Raw genomic sequence first — 18,347 nt, 5'->3', positions numbered from 1 at the left:
AAAAAATGACGCAATTTGCTTTTGTGTTCCCGGGACAGGGCTCACAAACTGTTGGGATGTTGTCTGAAATGGCAGCAAACTATCCGGTTATTGAAGAGACTTTCCGTGAAGCTTCTGACGCGCTGGGTTATGATCTGTGGGCGCTGACCCAGCAGGGCCCAGCTGAAGAGCTGAACAAAACCTGGCAGACTCAACCGGCACTGCTGGCAGCCTCCGTCGCATTGTGGCGCGTATGGCAGCAGCAGGGCGGCAAAACACCGGCGCTGATGGCGGGTCATAGCCTGGGTGAATACTCTGCGCTGGTCTGCGCAGGGGTGATTGCCTTCGCTGACGCGGTCCGTCTGGTTGAATTGCGTGGTAAGTTTATGCAGGAAGCGGTGCCAGAAGGCACGGGCGGCATGTCTGCCATCATCGGTCTGGATGATGCTTCTATTGCTAAAGCCTGTGAAGAATCTGCTGAAGGTCAGGTCGTTTCTCCGGTAAACTTTAACTCGCCAGGCCAGGTCGTTATCGCGGGTCATAAAGAAGCGGTTGAGCGTGCAGGCGCTGCCTGTAAAGCTGCGGGTGCAAAACGTGCACTGCCGCTGCCGGTGAGCGTGCCGTCTCACTGTGCGCTGATGAAGCCCGCTGCCGATAAGCTGGCGGTTGAGCTGGAAAAAATGACCTTTAACGCACCGACGATTTCCGTTGTGAATAACGTCGATGTGAAGTGCGAAACCGCGCCGGAGGCTATCCGTAACGCGCTGGTTCGCCAGCTCTATAGCCCAGTTCAGTGGACCAAAACCGTTGAATTTATGGCGTCTCAGGACGTTGAACATCTGTATGAAGTCGGTCCAGGTAAGGTACTTACCGGTCTGACAAAACGTATTGTAGACACCCTGACTGCCTCGGCGATTAACGAGCCGGAAGCAATGAAAGCGGCACTCTCGCAATAAAAGAGGAATACCATGAGTTTTGAAGGAAAAATTGCCCTGGTGACCGGCGCAAGCCGCGGTATCGGGCGTGCTATTGCTGAAACACTGGTTGCGCGCGGCGCGACGGTGATCGGGACTGCGACCAGCGAGAATGGCGCACAGGCCATCAGCGAGTATCTGGGTGCGAACGGCAAAGGTCTGGTACTGAATGTGACTGAACCAGCATCTATCGAATCTGTTCTGGAAAATATTCGCGCAGAGTTTGGCGAAGTGGATATTCTGGTCAATAATGCCGGGATCACTCGCGACAACCTGTTGATGCGAATGAAAGATGATGAGTGGAACGATATTATCGAAACCAACCTGTCATCGGTATTCCGTCTGTCAAAAGCGGTAATGCGCGCTATGATGAAAAAGCGTCATGGACGTATTATCACTGTAGGTTCTGTGGTTGGTACCATGGGAAATGCTGGTCAGGCTAACTACGCTGCGGCGAAAGCAGGTCTGATCGGTTTCAGTAAGTCGCTGGCGCGCGAAGTCGCGTCCCGCGGAATTACTGTAAACGTTGTTGCTCCGGGCTTTATTGAAACGGACATGACGCGTGCGCTGACCGATGATCAGCGTGCGGGTACGCTGGCGGCAGTTCCAGCGGGTCGTCTTGGCGACCCTAAAGAAATCGCCAGCGCGGTTGCATTTTTAGCCTCTGACGAAGCGGGTTACATCACTGGTGAAACCCTCCACGTCAACGGCGGGATGTACATGGTTTAATCACGATCGAAAATATTTGCGTTATTTGGGCAAATGGCCTCAAAATAACGTAAAATCGTGGTAAGACCTGCCGGGATTTAGTTGCAAATTTTTCAACATTTTATACACTACGAAAACCATCGCGAAAGCGAGTTTTGATAGGAAATTTAAGAGTATGAGCACTATCGAAGAACGCGTTAAGAAAATTATCGGCGAACAGCTGGGCGTTAAGCAGGAAGAAGTTGTGAACTCCGCTTCCTTTGTTGAAGACCTGGGCGCAGATTCTCTTGACACCGTTGAGCTGGTAATGGCTCTGGAAGAAGAGTTTGATACTGAGATTCCGGACGAAGAAGCTGAGAAAATCACCACCGTTCAGGCTGCCATTGATTACATCAACGGTCACCAGGCGTAAGTGAACATCTCCAGGCGGTCATTCGACCGCCTGAGTTTTATCTTTTGTAGTCCCACGAATCTCTTTTTTTATCCCTCCCTGGAGGACAAACGTGTCTAAGCGTCGTGTAGTTGTGACCGGACTTGGCATGTTGTCTCCTGTCGGCAATACCGTAGAGTCCACCTGGAAAGCTCTCCTTGCCGGTCAGAGCGGCATCAGCCTAATCGACCATTTCGATACTAGCGCCTATGCAACGAAATTTGCTGGCTTAGTAAAGGATTTTAACTGTGAAGAGATCATCTCGCGCAAAGAACAGCGCAAGATGGATGCCTTCATTCAATATGGAATTGTCGCTGGCGTTCAGGCCATGCAGGATTCTGGCCTTGAGATTACGGAAGAGAACGCTACCCGTATCGGCGCTGCTATCGGCTCCGGGATTGGCGGTCTTGGCCTGATCGAGGAAAACCATACATCTCTGGTGAATGGCGGCCCGCGTAAAATCAGCCCGTTCTTCGTTCCGTCTACGATTGTAAACATGGTGGCAGGTCACCTGACCATTATGTTCGGCCTGCGTGGCCCAAGCATCTCAATCGCGACAGCCTGTACGTCTGGCGTGCATAACATCGGCCAGGCCGCGCGTATCATCGCGTACGGCGATGCAGATGCTATGGTTGCGGGCGGTGCTGAAAAAGCCAGTACCCCGCTGGGCGTCGGTGGCTTCGGTGCAGCGCGTGCGCTCTCTACCCGAAACGATAATCCTCAGGCGGCGAGCCGTCCGTGGGATAAAGACCGTGATGGTTTCGTGCTGGGTGACGGTGCAGGCATGATCGTACTGGAAGAGTACGAACACGCGAAAAAACGTGGCGCGAAAATTTATGCTGAAGTTGTTGGCTTTGGCATGAGCAGCGATGCTTACCACATGACGTCTCCTCCAGAGAACGGCGCAGGTGCTGCGCTGGCGATGGAAAACGCCATCCGTGATGCGGGCATTACGCCGGCACAGATTGGCTACGTTAACGCGCACGGGACATCTACCCCTGCGGGTGATAAAGCAGAAGCGCAGGCGGTTAAGTCTATCTTCGGCGAATCTGCCAGCCGTGTACTGGTGAGCTCCACGAAATCCATGACCGGTCACCTCCTGGGTGCGGCGGGTGCAGTAGAATCAATCTACTCTATTCTCGCGCTGCGCGATCAGGCTGTACCGCCAACCATCAACCTGGATAATCCAGATGAAGGTTGCGATCTGGACTTCGTTCCCCACGAAGCGCGCCAGGTTAGCGGTATGGAGTACACCCTGTGTAACTCCTTCGGCTTCGGTGGGACTAACGGTTCTCTGATCTTCAAAAAGGTCTGAGTCTGGTTAGTCGCTGACGATAATAAAGGTCCGCTTGCCGGGCCTTTTTTATTAGGTGATATCCCCTTGTCCGGCTAACCACATCCTGCCAGACTGAGCCTCCATGCATAAGGAGCCACTATGTTTTTAATTAATGGCCTTGAGCAAGAAATGCTGCCGGCAAGCGACAGGGCGACCCAGTTTGGCGATGGCTGTTTCACGACCGCGCGTATTCTCGACGGTGGCGTGTGCCTGCTCGGGGCCCATATCCTTCGTTTACAAAAAGCCTGCGAAGCATTATTGATCCCCTTCTCGCAGTGGGACATTCTTGAAAGTGAAATGCGTCGGCTGGCGTCACATAAAGCAAGCGGCGTCCTGAAAGTCATTATCAGCCGCGGCAGCGGTGGTCGGGGCTATAGCGGTTCTGCCTGCCAGCATCCTGCGCGGATCCTTTCCGTTTCAGATTATCCTTCCCATTACGCGCACTGGCGTGAAGAGGGCGTAGTCCTGGCGCTTAGCCCGGTACGTCTGGGGCGAAACCCGATGCTCGCTGGCATAAAACATCTTAACCGTCTTGAACAGGTGCTTATTCGTACTCATCTTGAGCAGACGGAGGCCGGGGAGGCGCTGGTTCTTGACAGCGAAGGGTACATTACGGAATGCTGTGCGGCTAATTTACTCTGGCGGAAGGGCAGTGACGTATTCACGCCTTCGCTGGAGCAGGCCGGAGTCAACGGCATTATGCGGCAGTTTTGTTTGCAACAGCTGGCACGTGCAGGCTTTCGCGTTGTCGAAGTTAACGCTAAGGAAGAGGCGCTGCTGGCTGCCGAAGAAGTTGTTATCTGCAATGCGCTGATGCCCGTTGTCCCCGTTCGCGCTTATGACCGCAAGTGCTGGTCATCCCGCGAGCTGTTCCAGTTTCTGGCCCCGTTATGTGAGCAAACCAGGTAGTCATGAAGAAAATGTTACGCTTTGTCCTCCTTCTTATCGTTGCGTTCGGAATCGCTGGCGGAGCGGGAGTGTGGAAAGTCCGTCAGCTGGCTGAAAGTCAGATCCTGATTAAAGACGAGACGATTTTTACCCTGAAAGCGGGGACCGGGCGGCAGGCGCTTGGTCAGCAGCTGTATGACGACAAAATTATCAATCGCCCACGCGTATTCCAATGGCTGCTGCGTATTCAGCCGGACCTGTCCCATTTCAAGGCCGGTACCTATCGTTTCACCCCTGGCATGACCGTGCGCGAGATGCTGCATCTGCTGGAGAGTGGTAAAGAAGCCCAGTTCCCATTGCGTTTTGTGGAAGGTATGCGTCTGAGCGATTATCTCAGGCAACTGCGTGACGCGCCGTACATCAAGCATACGCTGAAAGATGACCGCTACCAGACCGTGGCAGACGCCTTAAAATTCGAACATCCCGAGTGGGTGGAAGGCTGGTTCTGGCCCGATACGTGGATGTATACGGCAGGCACGACGGATGTGGCAATTCTGAAGCGCGCGCACAACAAAATGGTCGCGGCGGTAGACGCTGCGTGGAAAGGGCGAGCAGAGGGGCTGCCTTATAAAGATCAAAACCAGTTCATGACGATGGCCTCGATCATCGAGAAAGAGACGGCCGTTGCTGCCGAACGTGACCAGGTTGCCTCGGTGTTTATTAACCGTCTGCGCATCGGCATGCGTTTGCAAACCGATCCTACCGTCATCTACGGGATGGGCGAAAACTACAACGGAAGGATTTCCAGAAAAGATCTGGAAACGCCAACGGCGTATAATACCTACGTGATTAGCGGCCTGCCGCCTGGACCGATTGCGACGCCGAGTGAAGCATCGTTGAAGGCCGCCGCGCACCCGGCCAAAACGCCGTATCTCTATTTTGTGGCTGACGGAAAAGGGGGGCATACGTTCAATACCAACCTGGCCAGTCACAATCGCTCCGTTCAGGACTATCTGAAGGCACTTAAGGAAAAAAATGCGCAGTAAATACATTGTCATTGAGGGACTCGAAGGGGCGGGCAAAACCACCGCCCGTAACGTGGTGGTGGATACGCTGAAATCGCTTGGCGTCGCCGACATGGTCTTCACCCGCGAGCCGGGCGGTACGCAGCTGGCGGAAAAACTGCGCAGCCTGGTTCTGGATATCAAATCCGTTGGCGATGAAGTTATTACCGACAAAGCGGAAGTGCTGATGTTCTATGCGGCGCGCGTTCAGCTGGTGGAGACGGTGATCAAACCCGCTCTGGCAGAAGGCAAATGGGTGATTGGCGATCGCCACGATCTCTCAACCCAGGCGTATCAGGGCGGTGGACGGGGTATCGATCAGGCCATGCTGGCTACGCTTCGCGACGCGGTTCTGGGCGATTTCCGTCCTGACCTGACGCTGTATCTGGACGTGACCCCTGAGGTGGGCCTGAAGCGCGCCCGTGCCCGCGGCGAACTGGACCGCATCGAACAGGAGTCTTTTGATTTCTTTAACCGCACCCGTGCGCGTTATCTGGAACTGGCCGGGCAGGACAAGACCATTCGTACCATCGATGCGACGCAATCCCTTGAAGACGTTACATGTGATATTCAGCAGACCGTTACGCAGTGGCTACAGGAGCAGCAGGCATGAAATGGTATCCATGGTTGCGCCCACACTTTGAACAGCTGATCGGCAGCTATCAGGTTGGTCGGGGGCATCATGCGTTACTGATCCAGGCGCTGCCGGGAATAGGTGATGATGCGTTGATTTACGCCATCACCCGCTTTCTGATGTGCCAACAGCCGGAAGGACATAAAAGCTGCGGTAAGTGCCGGGGTTGCCAGCTCATGCAGGCGGGCACGCATCCTGACTATTACACCCTCGAACCTGAGAAGGGCAAAAATACGCTCGGTATCGACGCGGTGCGTGAGGTCAGTGAGAAACTGTACGAATATGCGCGTCTGGGGGGGGCGAAAGTAGTGTGGCTGAAAGACGCCGCGCTGCTCACGGAAGCCGCAGCCAACGCGCTGTTAAAAACCCTGGAAGAGCCGCCAGAAAACACCTGGTTTTTCCTCTCCTGCCGCGAGCCGGAACGCTTGCTGGCGACGCTGCGCAGTCGCTGCCGTCTTCACCACCTTGCTGTCCCTCAGGAATCCTGGGCACTCGCCTGGCTTGAGCGGGAAGTGACGGTGTCACAAGACGCGGCGCTCTCAGCGTTGCGCCTGTGCAGCGGTGCGCCTGCGGCTGCGCTGGCCTTATTACAGCCCGAGGTGTGGTCCCAGCGTGAAACGCTGTGTCGTGCGGTTGAATCAGCCCTCGACAGCCATGACTGGCTGAGCGTGCTGCCAGCGCTGAACAGCGATCAGGCTCCGGAACGGCTGCACTGGCTGGCCGCGCTGCTGCTGGATGCGCTCAAAATTCAGCAGGGGGCTACGCTTCTGACTAACCCTGACGTGTGGGCGCTGGTCACCACGCTGGCGAATCGCCTGTCAGGGCAGTCGCTGCACGCTATCCTTCATGATATCTGCCAGAGTCGTGAACAACTTTTGACGGTAACCGGTCTCAATCGCGAGCTTTTACTGACCGACCAGTTACTGCGTATCGAACACTACCTGCAACCGGGTGTCATACCGCCGGTTTCCCACCTCTGAGAGAGACATTATGTTTTTAGTCGACTCACACTGCCATCTCGATGGCCTGGATTATCAATCCCTGCATAAAAATGTGGACGACGTGCTGGCGAAAGCCGCCGCGCGCGATGTGAAATTTTGCCTGGCCGTGGCAACCACGTTGCCGGGTTACCGCTCCATGCGTGAACTGGTAGGCGAGCGCGATAATGTCGTCTTCTCCTGCGGCGTGCATCCGCTGAATCAGGATGAAGCGTACGACGTTGAGGATTTACGCCGTCTTGCCGCAGAAGAGGGCGTAGTGGCGATGGGCGAGACCGGCCTGGACTATTTCTACACTCCGGAAACGAAACCTCGCCAGCAGGAATCCTTCCGTAACCACATCCGCATTGGCCGGGAACTGAATAAGCCGGTTATCGTTCACACCCGAGATGCGCGCGCCGACACGCTGGGTATCCTGCGGGAAGAAAAGGTGACGGATTGCGGTGGCGTACTACACTGTTTCACAGAAGACAGAGAAACGGCGGGTAAGCTGCTTGATTTGGGCTTTTATATCTCGTTCTCGGGGATTGTCACGTTCCGTAATGCTGAGCAACTGCGTGATGCGGCGCGCTATGTTCCGCTGGATCGTATTCTGGTGGAAACCGATTCCCCGTACCTGGCGCCGGTGCCTCATCGTGGCAAAGAGAACCAGCCAGCGATGACCCGGGATGTCGCTGAGTATATGGCCGTTCTGAAAGGTGTCAGTATTGAAGAACTGGCTCGCGTGACAACGGAAAACTTCGCCAGCCTGTTCCATATTGACCCCGCCCGCCTGCAATCTGTCTGATACACCTGTTATTTTTAGGCTCGTAATTAATAAGTAAAGCGAGTAAAGTTCACCGCCTCATTCGGGGCGGTGATGGCGTTTTTAGACACATCCAGACATGCTTTATGTAAATATCTGCAAGTTTTTTGGCCGTCTTGAACTGAAACGTGATAGCCGTCAAACAAACTCAGAGGGAATTATTTTACTCTGTGTAATAAATAAAGGGCGCTTAGATGTCCTGTCCACGGCGCGGTACTCCCCCCGGGCCAATGCGTGAAAACGTAAAAAAAAGCACAAATACTCAGGAGCACTCTCAATTATGTTTAAGAATGCATTTGCTAACCTGCAAAAGGTCGGTAAATCGCTGATGCTGCCAGTATCCGTACTGCCTATCGCAGGTATCCTGCTGGGTGTCGGTTCTGCAAACTTCAGCTGGCTGCCAGCCGTAGTTTCCCACGTGATGGCCGAAGCAGGCGGTTCTGTTTTTGCTAACATGCCGCTGATCTTCGCTATCGGTGTTGCTCTGGGCTTCACCAATAACGACGGTGTTTCCGCTCTGGCGTCCGTTGTTGCTTACGGCATCATGGTGAAAACCATGGCTGTGGTTGCGCCGCTGGTACTGCATTTACCTGCTGAAGAGATTGCCGCTAAGCACCTGGCGGACACCGGTGTTCTCGGTGGTATCATCTCCGGTGCGATTGCAGCGTATATGTTTAACCGCTTCTATCGCATCAAGCTGCCTGAGTATCTGGGCTTCTTCGCGGGTAAACGTTTTGTGCCGATCATTTCTGGTCTGGCCGCGATTTTCACCGGTGTGGTCCTGTCCTTCATCTGGCCACCAATCGGTACGGCAATCCAGACCTTCTCTCAGTGGGCAGCTTACCAGAACCCGGTTGTGGCGTTCGGTATCTACGGCTTCATTGAGCGCTGCCTGGTACCATTTGGTCTGCACCACATCTGGAACGTTCCATTCCAGATGCAGATTGGTGAATACACCAACGCAGCAGGTCAGGTGTTCCACGGCGACATCCCACGCTACATGGCGGGCGACCCAACGGCAGGTAAACTGTCTGGTGGCTTCCTGTTCAAAATGTACGGTCTGCCGGCCGCTGCAATTGCTATCTGGCACTCTGCTAAACCAGAGAACCGTGCAAAAGTGGGCGGTATCATGATCTCCGCAGCGCTGACCTCGTTCCTGACCGGTATCACCGAGCCGATCGAGTTCTCCTTCATGTTCGTTGCGCCGATCCTGTACATCATCCACGCGGTACTGGCAGGTCTGGCATTCCCAATCTGTATCCTGCTGGGTATGCGTGACGGTACGTCCTTCTCTCACGGCCTGATCGACTTCATCGTTCTGTCCGGTAACAGCAGCAAGCTGTGGCTGTTCCCAATCGTGGGTGCGGGCTACGCAGTGGTGTACTACACCGTCTTCCGCGTGCTGATCAAAGCACTGGACCTGAAAACGCCGGGTCGTGAAGATGCAACGGAAGACAGCAAAGCCGGTGTGACCAGCGAAATGGCACCTGCTCTGGTTGCTGCTTTCGGCGGTAAAGAGAACATCACTAACCTGGACGCGTGTATCACTCGTCTGCGTGTGAGCGTTGCCGACGTTGCGAAAGTCGACCAGCCGGGTCTGAAAAAACTGGGCGCAGCAGGCGTCGTTGTTGCAGGTTCTGGTGTTCAGGCAATCTTCGGAACGAAATCCGATAACCTGAAAACCGAAATGGATGAGTACATCCGCAACAACTAAGCTGTGATCTGGGGAGACTAAGGCAGCCGATTGGCTGCCTTTTTTATTATTGCGGTTTGTGGTGCCGGGTGGCGGCTGCGCCTAACCCGGCCTACGTGATGGGTAGGCCCGGTAAGCGCAGCGCCACCGGGCTTAATACTCAGAAGTCGTAGCTCGCGCTCACCGAAACGTTCAGTGGCGCGCCATACACTACATACGATCCGACGTAGTCGTAATATTCTTTGTCGAACAGGTTGTTGACGTTAGCCTGAACAGCAAAGTCTTTGGTGACCTGAAAGCGACTGAACAGGTTCACCAGCCCATAGCTGCCTTGCTCCGCGCGGGAACGTCCTGCCGGACCGCCTTCCACGTCCGTCCACACTTTGTTCTGCCAGTTTACGCCACCGCCCACGGTCAGTTCCGGCAGCATTGGCAGTTGATAACGGGTGAACAGTTTCATGGTTGTGCGTGGCTGATCGGAGCTGACGGCGTTGCCATTCTTATCTTCTGCAATGTAACGCGTCGCGCCAAAGGTCAGCTGCCAGTTATCGGTTAGTGCACCGTTGAGCTCAAACTCGACCCCTTTGCTGACCACCCCGTCCAGCGATTCATAAATCGACTCACCGCTCGGCATGTAGGTATACGTGTTGCTGGCCACGTTATCCTGCTCAATGCGGAAAATCGCCAGTGAGGTGGTGAGGCGGGTATTAAACCAGTCTGCCTTCACCCCGGCTTCGTAGCTTTTACCCGTGGTAGGGTCGAGATAACGTCCACTGGCATTGCGCTTATCCTGCGGCTGGAAGATAGAGGTATAGCTGACGTAGGTCGACCAGTCCTCATTGATGTCATACACCAAGCCGGCATACGGCGTGACATCATCTTTGGTGCTTTCCAGACGGGTATTCGGCGAACCAGCGGGGTTATAGCGTATGTTGTATTGGGTGTAACGCGCCCCCAGGATCAGATGCAACGGATCGGCGAGTGAGAAACGCGCAGAGGAATAGGCTGAAGACTGGCGAATATCATCCTTGCTGTAGAGTTTCCACGGCGTCCACTGCGGATCGGCAATGTTCCCGTTCCAGTTCTTAAAGTTGCCGACATCAACCATGCCGTATACTGCATCCGGCATGGTGTTGTCGTAATGGTTACGCTGACGGCTAAAGCTGCCGCCGAACATCATCTCGTGCTGACGGCCAAAGAGATCGAAGCCGCCGCGCAGGAAGGCATCGACCGCATCCTGTTTACGTTCCCCGCGGTTCCAGCCGCCGTAACCCACCAGGCCAGCGCCGGTCTCTTTATCCGGATAACCGGACATATACATCAGCTTAGAGTCAAAGTTGGTTTCAGCATGCATGCCGTTGATGTGCGCTTCCCAGCCATTATCGAAACGCTGGGTCAGGTTAGCGAAGATGCGGGTGCTGTCTTTATCTGAATAGGCCCAGTCAGGCGCGACGGTCTGGCTGCGATTGTAGTTGGTCTTACTTCCGTCGCTGTACCAGGTCGGCAGCCCGCCCCAGGTTGGGTCGGCGGTATGGCTTTCCTGATACTCATACCCTACCGAGAGGGTCGTGCTGTCGGTAACATCTGCATCCATCACGCCGTAGAGGAATTTCTTCCGGTAGTGGTAGTTATCCACGAAGCTGTCGTTGTCCTGATAACCCGTGATCAGACGACCCCGTACCTTACCTGATTCCACTAGCGGCGCCTGGAGATCCAGCACGTAACGCTGCTTGTCCCAGCTGCCGTAGCTGGCGGAGACGTTGCCTTTAAATTCCTGGCTGTCCGCATGCTTGCGCACCATATTAACGTACGCCGCCGGGTTGCCCGTCCCGGACATCAGGCCTGTGGCGCCGCGGACCACTTCAATGCGGTCATAAATTGCGGTATCGGCGGCGGTATCACCAAAGTTCCACACTTCACTGATGGACGTTGGAAGGTCGTCATAGGCGTAGTTGCTGACGAAAAATCCGCGTGAGTAAAATACGGTACGATCGCTGTCCTGCACCTGCGCCGTAATGCCCGTGGTGTTCGTCAGCACCTGGCCGATGGATTGCAGATTCTGGTCAGCCATACGTTGCTGGCTGATAACGCTGACGGACTGTGGGATGTCGCGGGGAACCAGCAACAGTTTGGTGCCGGTGGTGGTGGTTTTTACGCTGTAATCCTGCTCCTGGCTGGCAGAAAGATCCTGTGTGTTATCAAAACCCCCATCAACGACGACGGTATCTTCGGCTGTTGAAGCAGCGAAAGCGGTGGTTGGCGTCAATGCCATAGCAATGCAGGCGGCCAGCAACGAAGGTGTTGCGGCAGGCTGACGTTGCCCATCCCTGGTGTGATTAATGAAAGACATCATCAAACCCTTAGTGAATGGTGAAGGTAGTGCGCGACAGTCCCGCTAGCACGGGCTGACGTCGTTTTCTATGTTAAAAATGCGCATGAAAATGCAAATGCGAAATATACGCATTGTGATTAACGCTGTAAACAGATGTTTCGGGATGAACTGAAATCAGGTTTCAGAAAAGAAATGTCCTAAAGCGATGCCTCTTCAGCCAGATGGGCGATAATCAGGAAAGAAATAACGGGAGAAGGTTGAAAGGACAGGAGAAACTCGCTCATACTCTTGTGTTGTGTCACACAGTAAAACAGACAATGTGTGTTAACAACGGACGCACGACGCCAGATTAAACATAAAAGGAAAAGGTCATGGCTGAAGAAACGATTTTCAGTAAAATTATCCGCCGCGAAATTCCGTCGGATATTGTCTATCAGGATGAACTGGTCACGGCTTTCCGCGACATTTCTCCCCAGGCGCCGACGCACATCCTTATTATTCCCAATATTCTGATTCCGACCGTCAATGACGTTAAAACCGAGCATGAAGTGGCGCTGGGCCGTATGCTTACGGTGGCCGCGAAAATTGCTGAGCAGGAAGGGATTGCTGAAGATGGATACCGTTTGATCATGAACTGTAATCGCCATGGCGGCCAGGAAGTCTATCATATTCATATGCATCTTCTGGGTGGACGTCCACTGGGACCGATGCTGGCACATAAAGGTCTTTAATATGTTAACTGGGCGTATTGCAGCGCTGATCGTGACGCTGGTTATGGTTGGGTGCAGCGCGCGTCCCGCCATCCCGGTCAGTGAAGAACAGACGCTGGTGATGGAGTCCTCAGTGCTTGCTGCGGGCATCACGGCGGAAAATCCTTCGTTGACCATAAGCGAAATCCAGTCTTCTGCCTCCTCTACGCTCTATAACGAAAGGCAAGAGCCAGTGACGGTGCATTATCGCTTCTACTGGTATGACGTGAGAGGTCTTGAGATGCACCCGCTTGAGGCGCCGCGTAGCGTGACGGTCCCGGCAAGATCGTCGGTCACGCTCTACGGCAGCGCCAGTTATCTGGGTGCACATAAGGTGAGACTTTATCTTTATTTGTAAGGAGTGAACCTTGATTAAAACAATGAGCCGTTATGCGCTCCTGAGTGCGTTCGCACTCTTTCTGGCAGGCTGTGTGACGCGAACGGAAGAACCTGCACCGGTGGATCAGGCGAAGCCGGGAACGGAACAGCCGACCACACCGGCGCAACCTGTTCCAACCGTGCCGTCTGTACCGACTATTCCGGCGCAGCCTGGCCCGATCGAACATCCGGACGATACCGCGCAGCCTGCGCCGCGAGTGCGGCACTATGACTGGAACGGCGCGATGCAGCCGATGGTGGGCAAAATGTTGCAGGCACAGGGCGTTACGCCTGGCAGTGTGCTGCTGGTGGACAGCGTGAACAACCGTACAAACGGTTCCCTGAATGTGGGAGAAGCGACGGAAACCCTGCGCAACGCGCTGGCAAACAACGGTAAATTTACGCTGGTCTCAGCCCAGCAGCTCGCGGTCGCCAAGCAACAGCTTGGTCTGTCGCCTCAGGACAGCCTGGGTTCGCGCAGTAAAGCGATTGGTATCGCCCGCAACGTTGGTGCGCAGTATGTCCTTTATTCTAACGCGACAGGCAACGTGAACACGCCGTCGTTGCAGATGCAGTTAATGCTGGTTCAAACCGGCGAAATTATCTGGTCAGGTAAAGGTGCCGTTACGCAACAATAAGCGCACGCGTCAGGATGTCCAGACGCGTTATTTCCCCCAGTACCGTGTTATCGCGCCGCAAGCCCCCGTCGGGCTTGGCGGCGCGAGTTGCATTATTGAGCGTGGCGACCATCGGCTGGTATTACGTCAGCATCACGATGCCGCCGCGCCTGCCGCCCATTTTCGTCGCCAGTTCCGCGCCCTGAAGCGCCTTCCCGCCGACCTTGCCCCGAAACCTCATCTCTTTATCAGGGACTGGATGGCGGTGGCGTTTATTGCGGGTGAGATCAAAAGCGAGCTTCCCGATACGCCCACGCTGGCAGCCATGCTGTATCATCTGCATCGACAGCCGCGTCTGGGCTGGCGGGTGACGTTACTTCCATTACTGGATAGCTATTGGCAGCAGGCTGCGCCTGGACGACGCACGCCCTTCTGGCTGGCGCAGCTTAAGCGGCTGCGTAAAGCGGGAGAGCCGAAGGCGTTACGTCTGGCGCCGCTGCATATGGATGTCCATGCGGGGAATATCGTTCATACCACGGCGGGCGAGAAACTTATCGACTGGGAATATGCAGGGGACGGTGACGTGGCGCTTGAACTCGCTGCGGTCTGGATGCCTGATGAGGCTTCGCGCGTGCAGCTGATAACCGCCTATGCCCGAAACGCCAACATAAATGTACTCACCCTTGCGCGGCAGGTCGCGCGCTGGCGTCCGTGGGTGCTGATGCTGATGGCGGGATGGTTTGAAATGCGACTTCAGCAGACAGATGACGAACAATTTATTGCGCTGGCAAATGATGCCTGGCGTCAGTTACAAACGAAAGGATAAGAGAGGTTGGTGTGGGTCCAGTAATGTTGGATGTTGAAGGGTTTGAGCTTGATGCGGAAGAGCGCGAAATTCTGGCGCACCCGCTGGTAGGGGGGCTGATTCTTTTCACCCGCAATTATCACGATCCGGCGCAGTTGCGCGAGCTGGTTCGCCAGATCCGCGCGGCGTCACGCAATCGCCTGGTGGTGGCCGTCGACCAGGAAGGTGGACGCGTGCAGCGTTTCCGCGAAGGGTTTACCCGCTTACCCGCCGCACAATCTTTTGCTGCGCTGCTGGGTGCTGAAGAGGGCGGTCAACTGGCGCAGGACGCAGGCTGGCTGATGGCCAGCGAGATGATCGCCATGGATATCGATATCAGCTTCGCCCCGGTGCTGGACGTAGGACACATTAGCGCGGCAATTGGTGAGCGTTCGTATCATGACGATCCACGTATCGCGCTGGCAATGGCGACGCGCTTCATTGACGGTATGCACGATGCGGGCATGAAAACCACCGGCAAACATTTCCCTGGCCACGGGGCGGTGACGGCGGATTCCCATAAAGAAACCCCGCGCGATCCGCGCCCGGAAGCAGACATTCGCGCTAAAGATATGTCTGTTTTCCGCTCGCTGATTACCGATAACAAGCTGGACGCTATTATGCCTGCGCACGTCATCTACAGTGACGTTGATCCGCGTCCGGCCAGCGGCTCTCCGCACTGGCTTAAAACCGTGCTGCGTCACGAGTTAGGCTTCAATGGCGTTATTTTCTCTGACGATTTATCCATGGAAGGGGCGGCGATCATGGGAAGCTATGCCGAACGTGGGCAGGCTTCGCTGGATGCGGGTTGCGATATGATCCTCGTCTGCAATAATCGTAAAGGGGCGGTGAGCGTGCTGGATAACCTGTCGCCGATCAATGCTGAACGTGTTACACAATTGTATCATAAAGGTTCATTTAGTCGTCAGGAGCTGATGGACTCGGCGCGCTGGAAAACGGTAAACGCCCGGCTTGAAGCCCTGAACGAGCGCTGGCAGGCACATAAAGCAGCCCTTTAATTCATCCCGGAAGGCGTAGCGTGGTGAGACGATGATCATTTATTTACACGGTTTTGACTCAAACAGTCCTGGTAATCATGAGAAAGTGCTGCAATTGCAGTTTATCGATCCGGATGTCCGGCTGATCAGTTACAGCACGCGTCATCCGAAGCATGACATGCAGCATCTGCTTAAAGAAGTGGACAAAATGTTGCAGCTCAATATCGACGATCGTCCGCTGATCTGCGGCGTGGGGTTGGGGGGATACTGGGCAGAGCGCATCGGTTTTTTGTGCGATATCCGTCAGGTCATTTTTAATCCTAACCTGTTTCCAAACGAAAACATGGAAGGCAAGATTGACCGTCCGGAAGAGTACGCCGATATCGCAACAAAATGCGTGAGCAATTTCCGCGAAAAGAACCGCGACCGGTGTCTGGCGATCCTCTCCCGCAACGATGAAGCGCTGGACAGCTCCCGCGCTGCCGAACTTCTGCATCATTACTACGAAATTGTCTGGGACGAAGAGCAGACCCACAAGTTCAAAAATATTTCCCCGCACTTGCAGCGTATTAAGGCCTTTAAAACGCTGGGCTGAACTCCCTGAACCTGACAAAGGCCCGGTACGTGAAAGCGTGCCGGGCCTCTTTTTTGTCAGAGTTGTCTACTTTTAAACCATCAAAACTTGATGCATATCAATTTTGGTATGACCAATGCGCCTGACGTGCTATTCTCAATGAATATGAATGGTTTCAGCGCAGTAACCTGTTGTTAATTAAGGGTTATTTATATAACTTTTAATTAACAATTGGTTAATAATTTGAGGGGGTCACGTTGACTACGCCATTGAAAAAGATAGTGATTGTCGGCGGTGGTGCTGGCGGACTGGAGCTGGCGACGCAGCTGGGTAAGAAACTGGGTCGCGGTAAGAAAGCCAAAATCACGCTGGTGGATCGTAACCACAGCCATCTGTGGAAGCCGTTACTGCACGAAGTGGCGACCGGGTCGCTGGATGAGGGCGTGGATGCGCTCAGCTATCTGGCACATGCGCGTAACCACCACTTCCAGTTCCAGCTGGGTTCGGTGGTGGACATCAACCGTGAAAATAAAACCATCACGCTAGCCGAGCTGCGTGATGATAAAGGCGAGCTGCTGGTTCCTGAGCGCAAGCTGGCCTATGACACGCTGGTGATGGCCCTGGGCAGTACGTCCAATGATTTCAACACCCCAGGCGTAAAAGAGCACTGTATCTTCCTGGATAACCCGCATCAGGCGCGTCGTTTCCATCAGGAGATGCTTAACCTGTTCCTGAAGTACACCAACAACATGGGTGCTAACGGCAAGGTTAACATTGCTATCGTGGGCGGCGGCGCAACGGGCGTTGAATTATCGGCGGAGTTGCACAATGCGGTCAAACAGCTGCACAGCTACGGCTACAAAGGACTGACTAATGAAGCGCTGAATGTGACGCTGGTGGAAGCAGGTGAACGTATTCTGCCTGCGCTGCCGCCGCGTATTTCCGGCGCGGCGCACAACGAGCTGACCAAACTGGGCGTGCGCGTGCTGACCCAGACCATGGTGACCAGCGCGGATGAGGGCGGACTGCATACCAAAGACGGCGAATACATCCAGGCCGACCTGATGGTCTGGGCTGCGGGGATCAAAGCGCCTGATTTCATGAAAGATATCGGTGGGCTGGAGACAAACCGTATTAACCAGCTGGTGACAGAGCCGACGCTGCAAACCACGCGCGATCCGGACATCTTCGCTATCGGCGACTGTGCCTCCTGCGCGCGTCCGGAAGGCGGGTTTGTGCCTCCTCGCGCCCAGGCCGCGCACCAGATGGCAAGCCTCGTGCTGCATAACATCCTGGCGCAGATGAAAGGCAAACCGATGAAAGCCTATGTCTACAAAGACCACGGCTCTCTGGTGTCGCTCTCAAACTTTTCCACCGTGGGCAGCCTGATGGGCAACCTGATGCGCGGCTCCATGATGGTGGAAGGGCGCATCGCCCGCTTCGTGTACATTTCTCTGTACCGTATGCACCAGATTGCGCTGCACGGCTACTTCAAAACCGGCCTGATGATGCTGGTTGGCCGCATCAACCGCGTTATCCGCCCACGCCTGAAGCTGCACTAATTTCTCCCTCCCTCCGGGCTCTCCGGAGGGAGTTCTTAGCACATCATGCTGTGCATTTCGCTCCTGACGCTTAAGAGTTCTCTTAAACAGACGCTATCCCAGCTCATCCCCCCGGTTTTTTGATCCTTTATCTTATTGGCGAAGCGTTTATTGCGCTGCAAAATTGCTACCAATTGCAACAAAGGAGGAAGTCCCGTGAATAAATCAATGTTGGCGGGTATAGGGATTGGCGTCGCAGCTGCGTTAGGTGTGGCTGCCGTTGCCAGTCTGAACGTACTTGATCGTGGCCCGCAGTATGCGCAGGTGGTTTCCGCTACACCGATCAAAGAGACGGTCAAGACGCCTCGTCAGGAGTGCCGTAATGTTTCTGTCACCCATCGTCGTCCGGTTCAGGATGAAAACCGTATCGCTGGCTCCGTGCTGGGCGCGGTTGCTGGTGGGGTGATTGGTCATCAGTTTGGTGGTGGCCGTGGTAAGGATGTCGCGACGGTAGTTGGTGCGCTGGGTGGCGGTTATGCCGGTAACCAGGTGCAGGGCGCGATGCAGGAAAATGATACCTACACCACAACGCAGCAGCGCTGTAAAACCGTGTATGACAAGTCTGAAAAAATGTTGGGCTACGACGTAACCTACAAAATTGGCGATCAGCAGGGCAAAATCCGCATGGATAAAGATCCTGGTACGCAGATCCCTCTCGACAGCAATGGTCAGCTGATACTGAATAACAAAGTGTAAAAAAGATGTTCTCTGAACTTAGCTCCTCATGCGCTCAGGCTGAGGAGCT

At 54.6% G+C, this 18,347-nt stretch carries 19 protein-coding genes; 18 read left to right on the top strand and 1 reads right to left on the bottom strand.

What is annotated here, in order from left to right; translation table 11 throughout:
• Window positions 1–5 precede the first annotated feature (5 nt).
• From fabD to ptsG, 10 genes are all read left to right on the top strand, one after another.
• Entirely contained in the window at window positions 6–935 is a 930-nt protein-coding gene (fabD, locus tag ACOTX2_RS05475; RefSeq protein ID WP_100148768.1) for an ACP S-malonyltransferase, read from the top strand.
• A gap of 12 nt (window positions 936–947) precedes the next feature.
• Complete coding sequence (gene fabG / locus ACOTX2_RS05470; protein WP_022647739.1) at window positions 948–1,682, top strand: 3-oxoacyl-ACP reductase FabG; 735 nt, start codon at window positions 948–950, stop codon at window positions 1,680–1,682.
• Between the two features lie 154 nt (window positions 1,683–1,836).
• Window positions 1,837–2,073: an acyl carrier protein gene (gene acpP / locus ACOTX2_RS05465; protein WP_003857954.1), complete on the top strand. Its 237-nt coding sequence runs from the start codon at window positions 1,837–1,839 to the stop codon at window positions 2,071–2,073.
• Window positions 2,074–2,164: 91 nt separating this feature from the next.
• Window positions 2,165–3,406 carry a beta-ketoacyl-ACP synthase II gene (fabF, locus tag ACOTX2_RS05460; protein WP_022647740.1) on the top strand — a complete coding sequence of 414 codons (1,242 nt, stop codon included), beginning with the start codon at window positions 2,165–2,167 and terminating at the stop codon, window positions 3,404–3,406.
• 120 nt (window positions 3,407–3,526) lie between these two features.
• Window positions 3,527–4,336: an aminodeoxychorismate lyase gene (gene pabC / locus ACOTX2_RS05455; protein WP_023305869.1), complete on the top strand. Its 810-nt coding sequence runs from the start codon at window positions 3,527–3,529 to the stop codon at window positions 4,334–4,336.
• 2 nt (window positions 4,337–4,338) lie between these two features.
• Window positions 4,339–5,361: a cell division protein YceG gene (yceG, locus tag ACOTX2_RS05450; RefSeq protein WP_063147629.1), complete on the top strand. Its 1,023-nt coding sequence runs from the start codon at window positions 4,339–4,341 to the stop codon at window positions 5,359–5,361.
• Window positions 5,351–5,992, top strand: a complete 642-nt coding sequence (tmk, locus tag ACOTX2_RS05445; RefSeq protein ID WP_022647743.1) for a dTMP kinase — start codon at window positions 5,351–5,353, stop codon at window positions 5,990–5,992. Before yceG ends, tmk begins: the two co-directional genes overlap by 11 nt.
• Complete coding sequence (holB, locus tag ACOTX2_RS05440; RefSeq protein WP_421625888.1) at window positions 5,989–6,993, top strand: DNA polymerase III subunit delta'; 1,005 nt, start codon at window positions 5,989–5,991, stop codon at window positions 6,991–6,993. The genes tmk and holB overlap by 4 nt, the downstream gene beginning before the upstream one ends.
• 10 nt (window positions 6,994–7,003) lie before the next feature.
• Window positions 7,004–7,798: a metal-dependent hydrolase gene (locus ACOTX2_RS05435; protein WP_023299800.1), complete on the top strand. Its 795-nt coding sequence runs from the start codon at window positions 7,004–7,006 to the stop codon at window positions 7,796–7,798.
• A 298-nt stretch (window positions 7,799–8,096) separates the two neighbouring features.
• A complete protein-coding gene (ptsG, locus tag ACOTX2_RS05430) occupies window positions 8,097–9,530 on the top strand; it encodes a PTS glucose transporter subunit IIBC (RefSeq protein WP_006809245.1) in 1,434 nt (477 codons plus the stop codon).
• Window positions 9,531–9,669: 139 nt separating this feature from the next.
• Here ptsG and fhuE read toward each other — a convergent pair whose 3' ends face one another.
• Window positions 9,670–11,859: a ferric-rhodotorulic acid/ferric-coprogen receptor FhuE gene (gene fhuE, locus ACOTX2_RS05425; protein WP_063147628.1), complete on the bottom strand. Its 2,190-nt coding sequence runs from the start codon at window positions 11,857–11,859 to the stop codon at window positions 9,670–9,672.
• Window positions 11,860–12,212: 353 nt separating this feature from the next.
• Here fhuE and hinT point away from each other — a divergent pair, with 353 nt between their 5' ends.
• The 8 genes from hinT (at window position 12,213) to ACOTX2_RS05385 (ending at window position 18,298) form a co-directional block, all read left to right on the top strand.
• Window positions 12,213–12,572, top strand: a complete 360-nt coding sequence (hinT, locus tag ACOTX2_RS05420) for a purine nucleoside phosphoramidase (RefSeq protein WP_006809243.1) — start codon at window positions 12,213–12,215, stop codon at window positions 12,570–12,572.
• 1 nt (window position 12,573) lies between these two features.
• Window positions 12,574–12,948 (top strand): YcfL family protein, encoded by a 375-nt coding sequence (locus tag ACOTX2_RS05415; RefSeq protein ID WP_022647747.1) that lies wholly within the window; start codon window positions 12,574–12,576, stop codon window positions 12,946–12,948.
• A 10-nt stretch (window positions 12,949–12,958) separates the two neighbouring features.
• Complete coding sequence (gene lpoB / locus ACOTX2_RS05410) at window positions 12,959–13,606, top strand: penicillin-binding protein activator LpoB (RefSeq protein WP_063147627.1); 648 nt, start codon at window positions 12,959–12,961, stop codon at window positions 13,604–13,606.
• Window positions 13,587–14,411 carry a thiamine kinase gene (gene thiK / locus ACOTX2_RS05405; RefSeq protein ID WP_063147626.1) on the top strand — a complete coding sequence of 275 codons (825 nt, stop codon included), beginning with the start codon at window positions 13,587–13,589 and terminating at the stop codon, window positions 14,409–14,411. The genes lpoB and thiK overlap by 20 nt, the downstream gene beginning before the upstream one ends.
• An 11-nt stretch (window positions 14,412–14,422) precedes the next feature.
• Window positions 14,423–15,448 carry a beta-N-acetylhexosaminidase gene (nagZ, locus tag ACOTX2_RS05400; protein ID WP_046618348.1) on the top strand — a complete coding sequence of 342 codons (1,026 nt, stop codon included), beginning with the start codon at window positions 14,423–14,425 and terminating at the stop codon, window positions 15,446–15,448.
• Between the two features lie 31 nt (window positions 15,449–15,479).
• On the top strand, window positions 15,480–16,022 hold the full coding sequence (gene ycfP / locus ACOTX2_RS05395; RefSeq protein ID WP_022647750.1) for an alpha/beta hydrolase YcfP: 543 nt from the start codon (window positions 15,480–15,482) through the stop codon (window positions 16,020–16,022).
• A gap of 236 nt (window positions 16,023–16,258) precedes the next feature.
• Window positions 16,259–17,563, top strand: coding sequence for an NAD(P)/FAD-dependent oxidoreductase (locus ACOTX2_RS05390; protein ID WP_017693633.1), 1,305 nt, complete (start codon window positions 16,259–16,261; stop codon window positions 17,561–17,563).
• A 195-nt stretch (window positions 17,564–17,758) separates the two neighbouring features.
• Window positions 17,759–18,298, top strand: coding sequence for a glycine zipper 2TM domain-containing protein (locus ACOTX2_RS05385; protein ID WP_017384715.1), 540 nt, complete (start codon window positions 17,759–17,761; stop codon window positions 18,296–18,298).
• Window positions 18,299–18,347 lie beyond the last annotated feature (49 nt).

This window comes from Enterobacter cloacae complex sp. IR5412, from assembly GCF_049237385.1.
Lineage (GTDB): Bacteria > Pseudomonadota > Gammaproteobacteria > Enterobacterales > Enterobacteriaceae > Enterobacter > Enterobacter intestinihominis.
The sequence above is the reverse complement of the archived record's forward strand: the minus strand, read 5'-3'. Positions and strand labels throughout refer to the sequence as shown.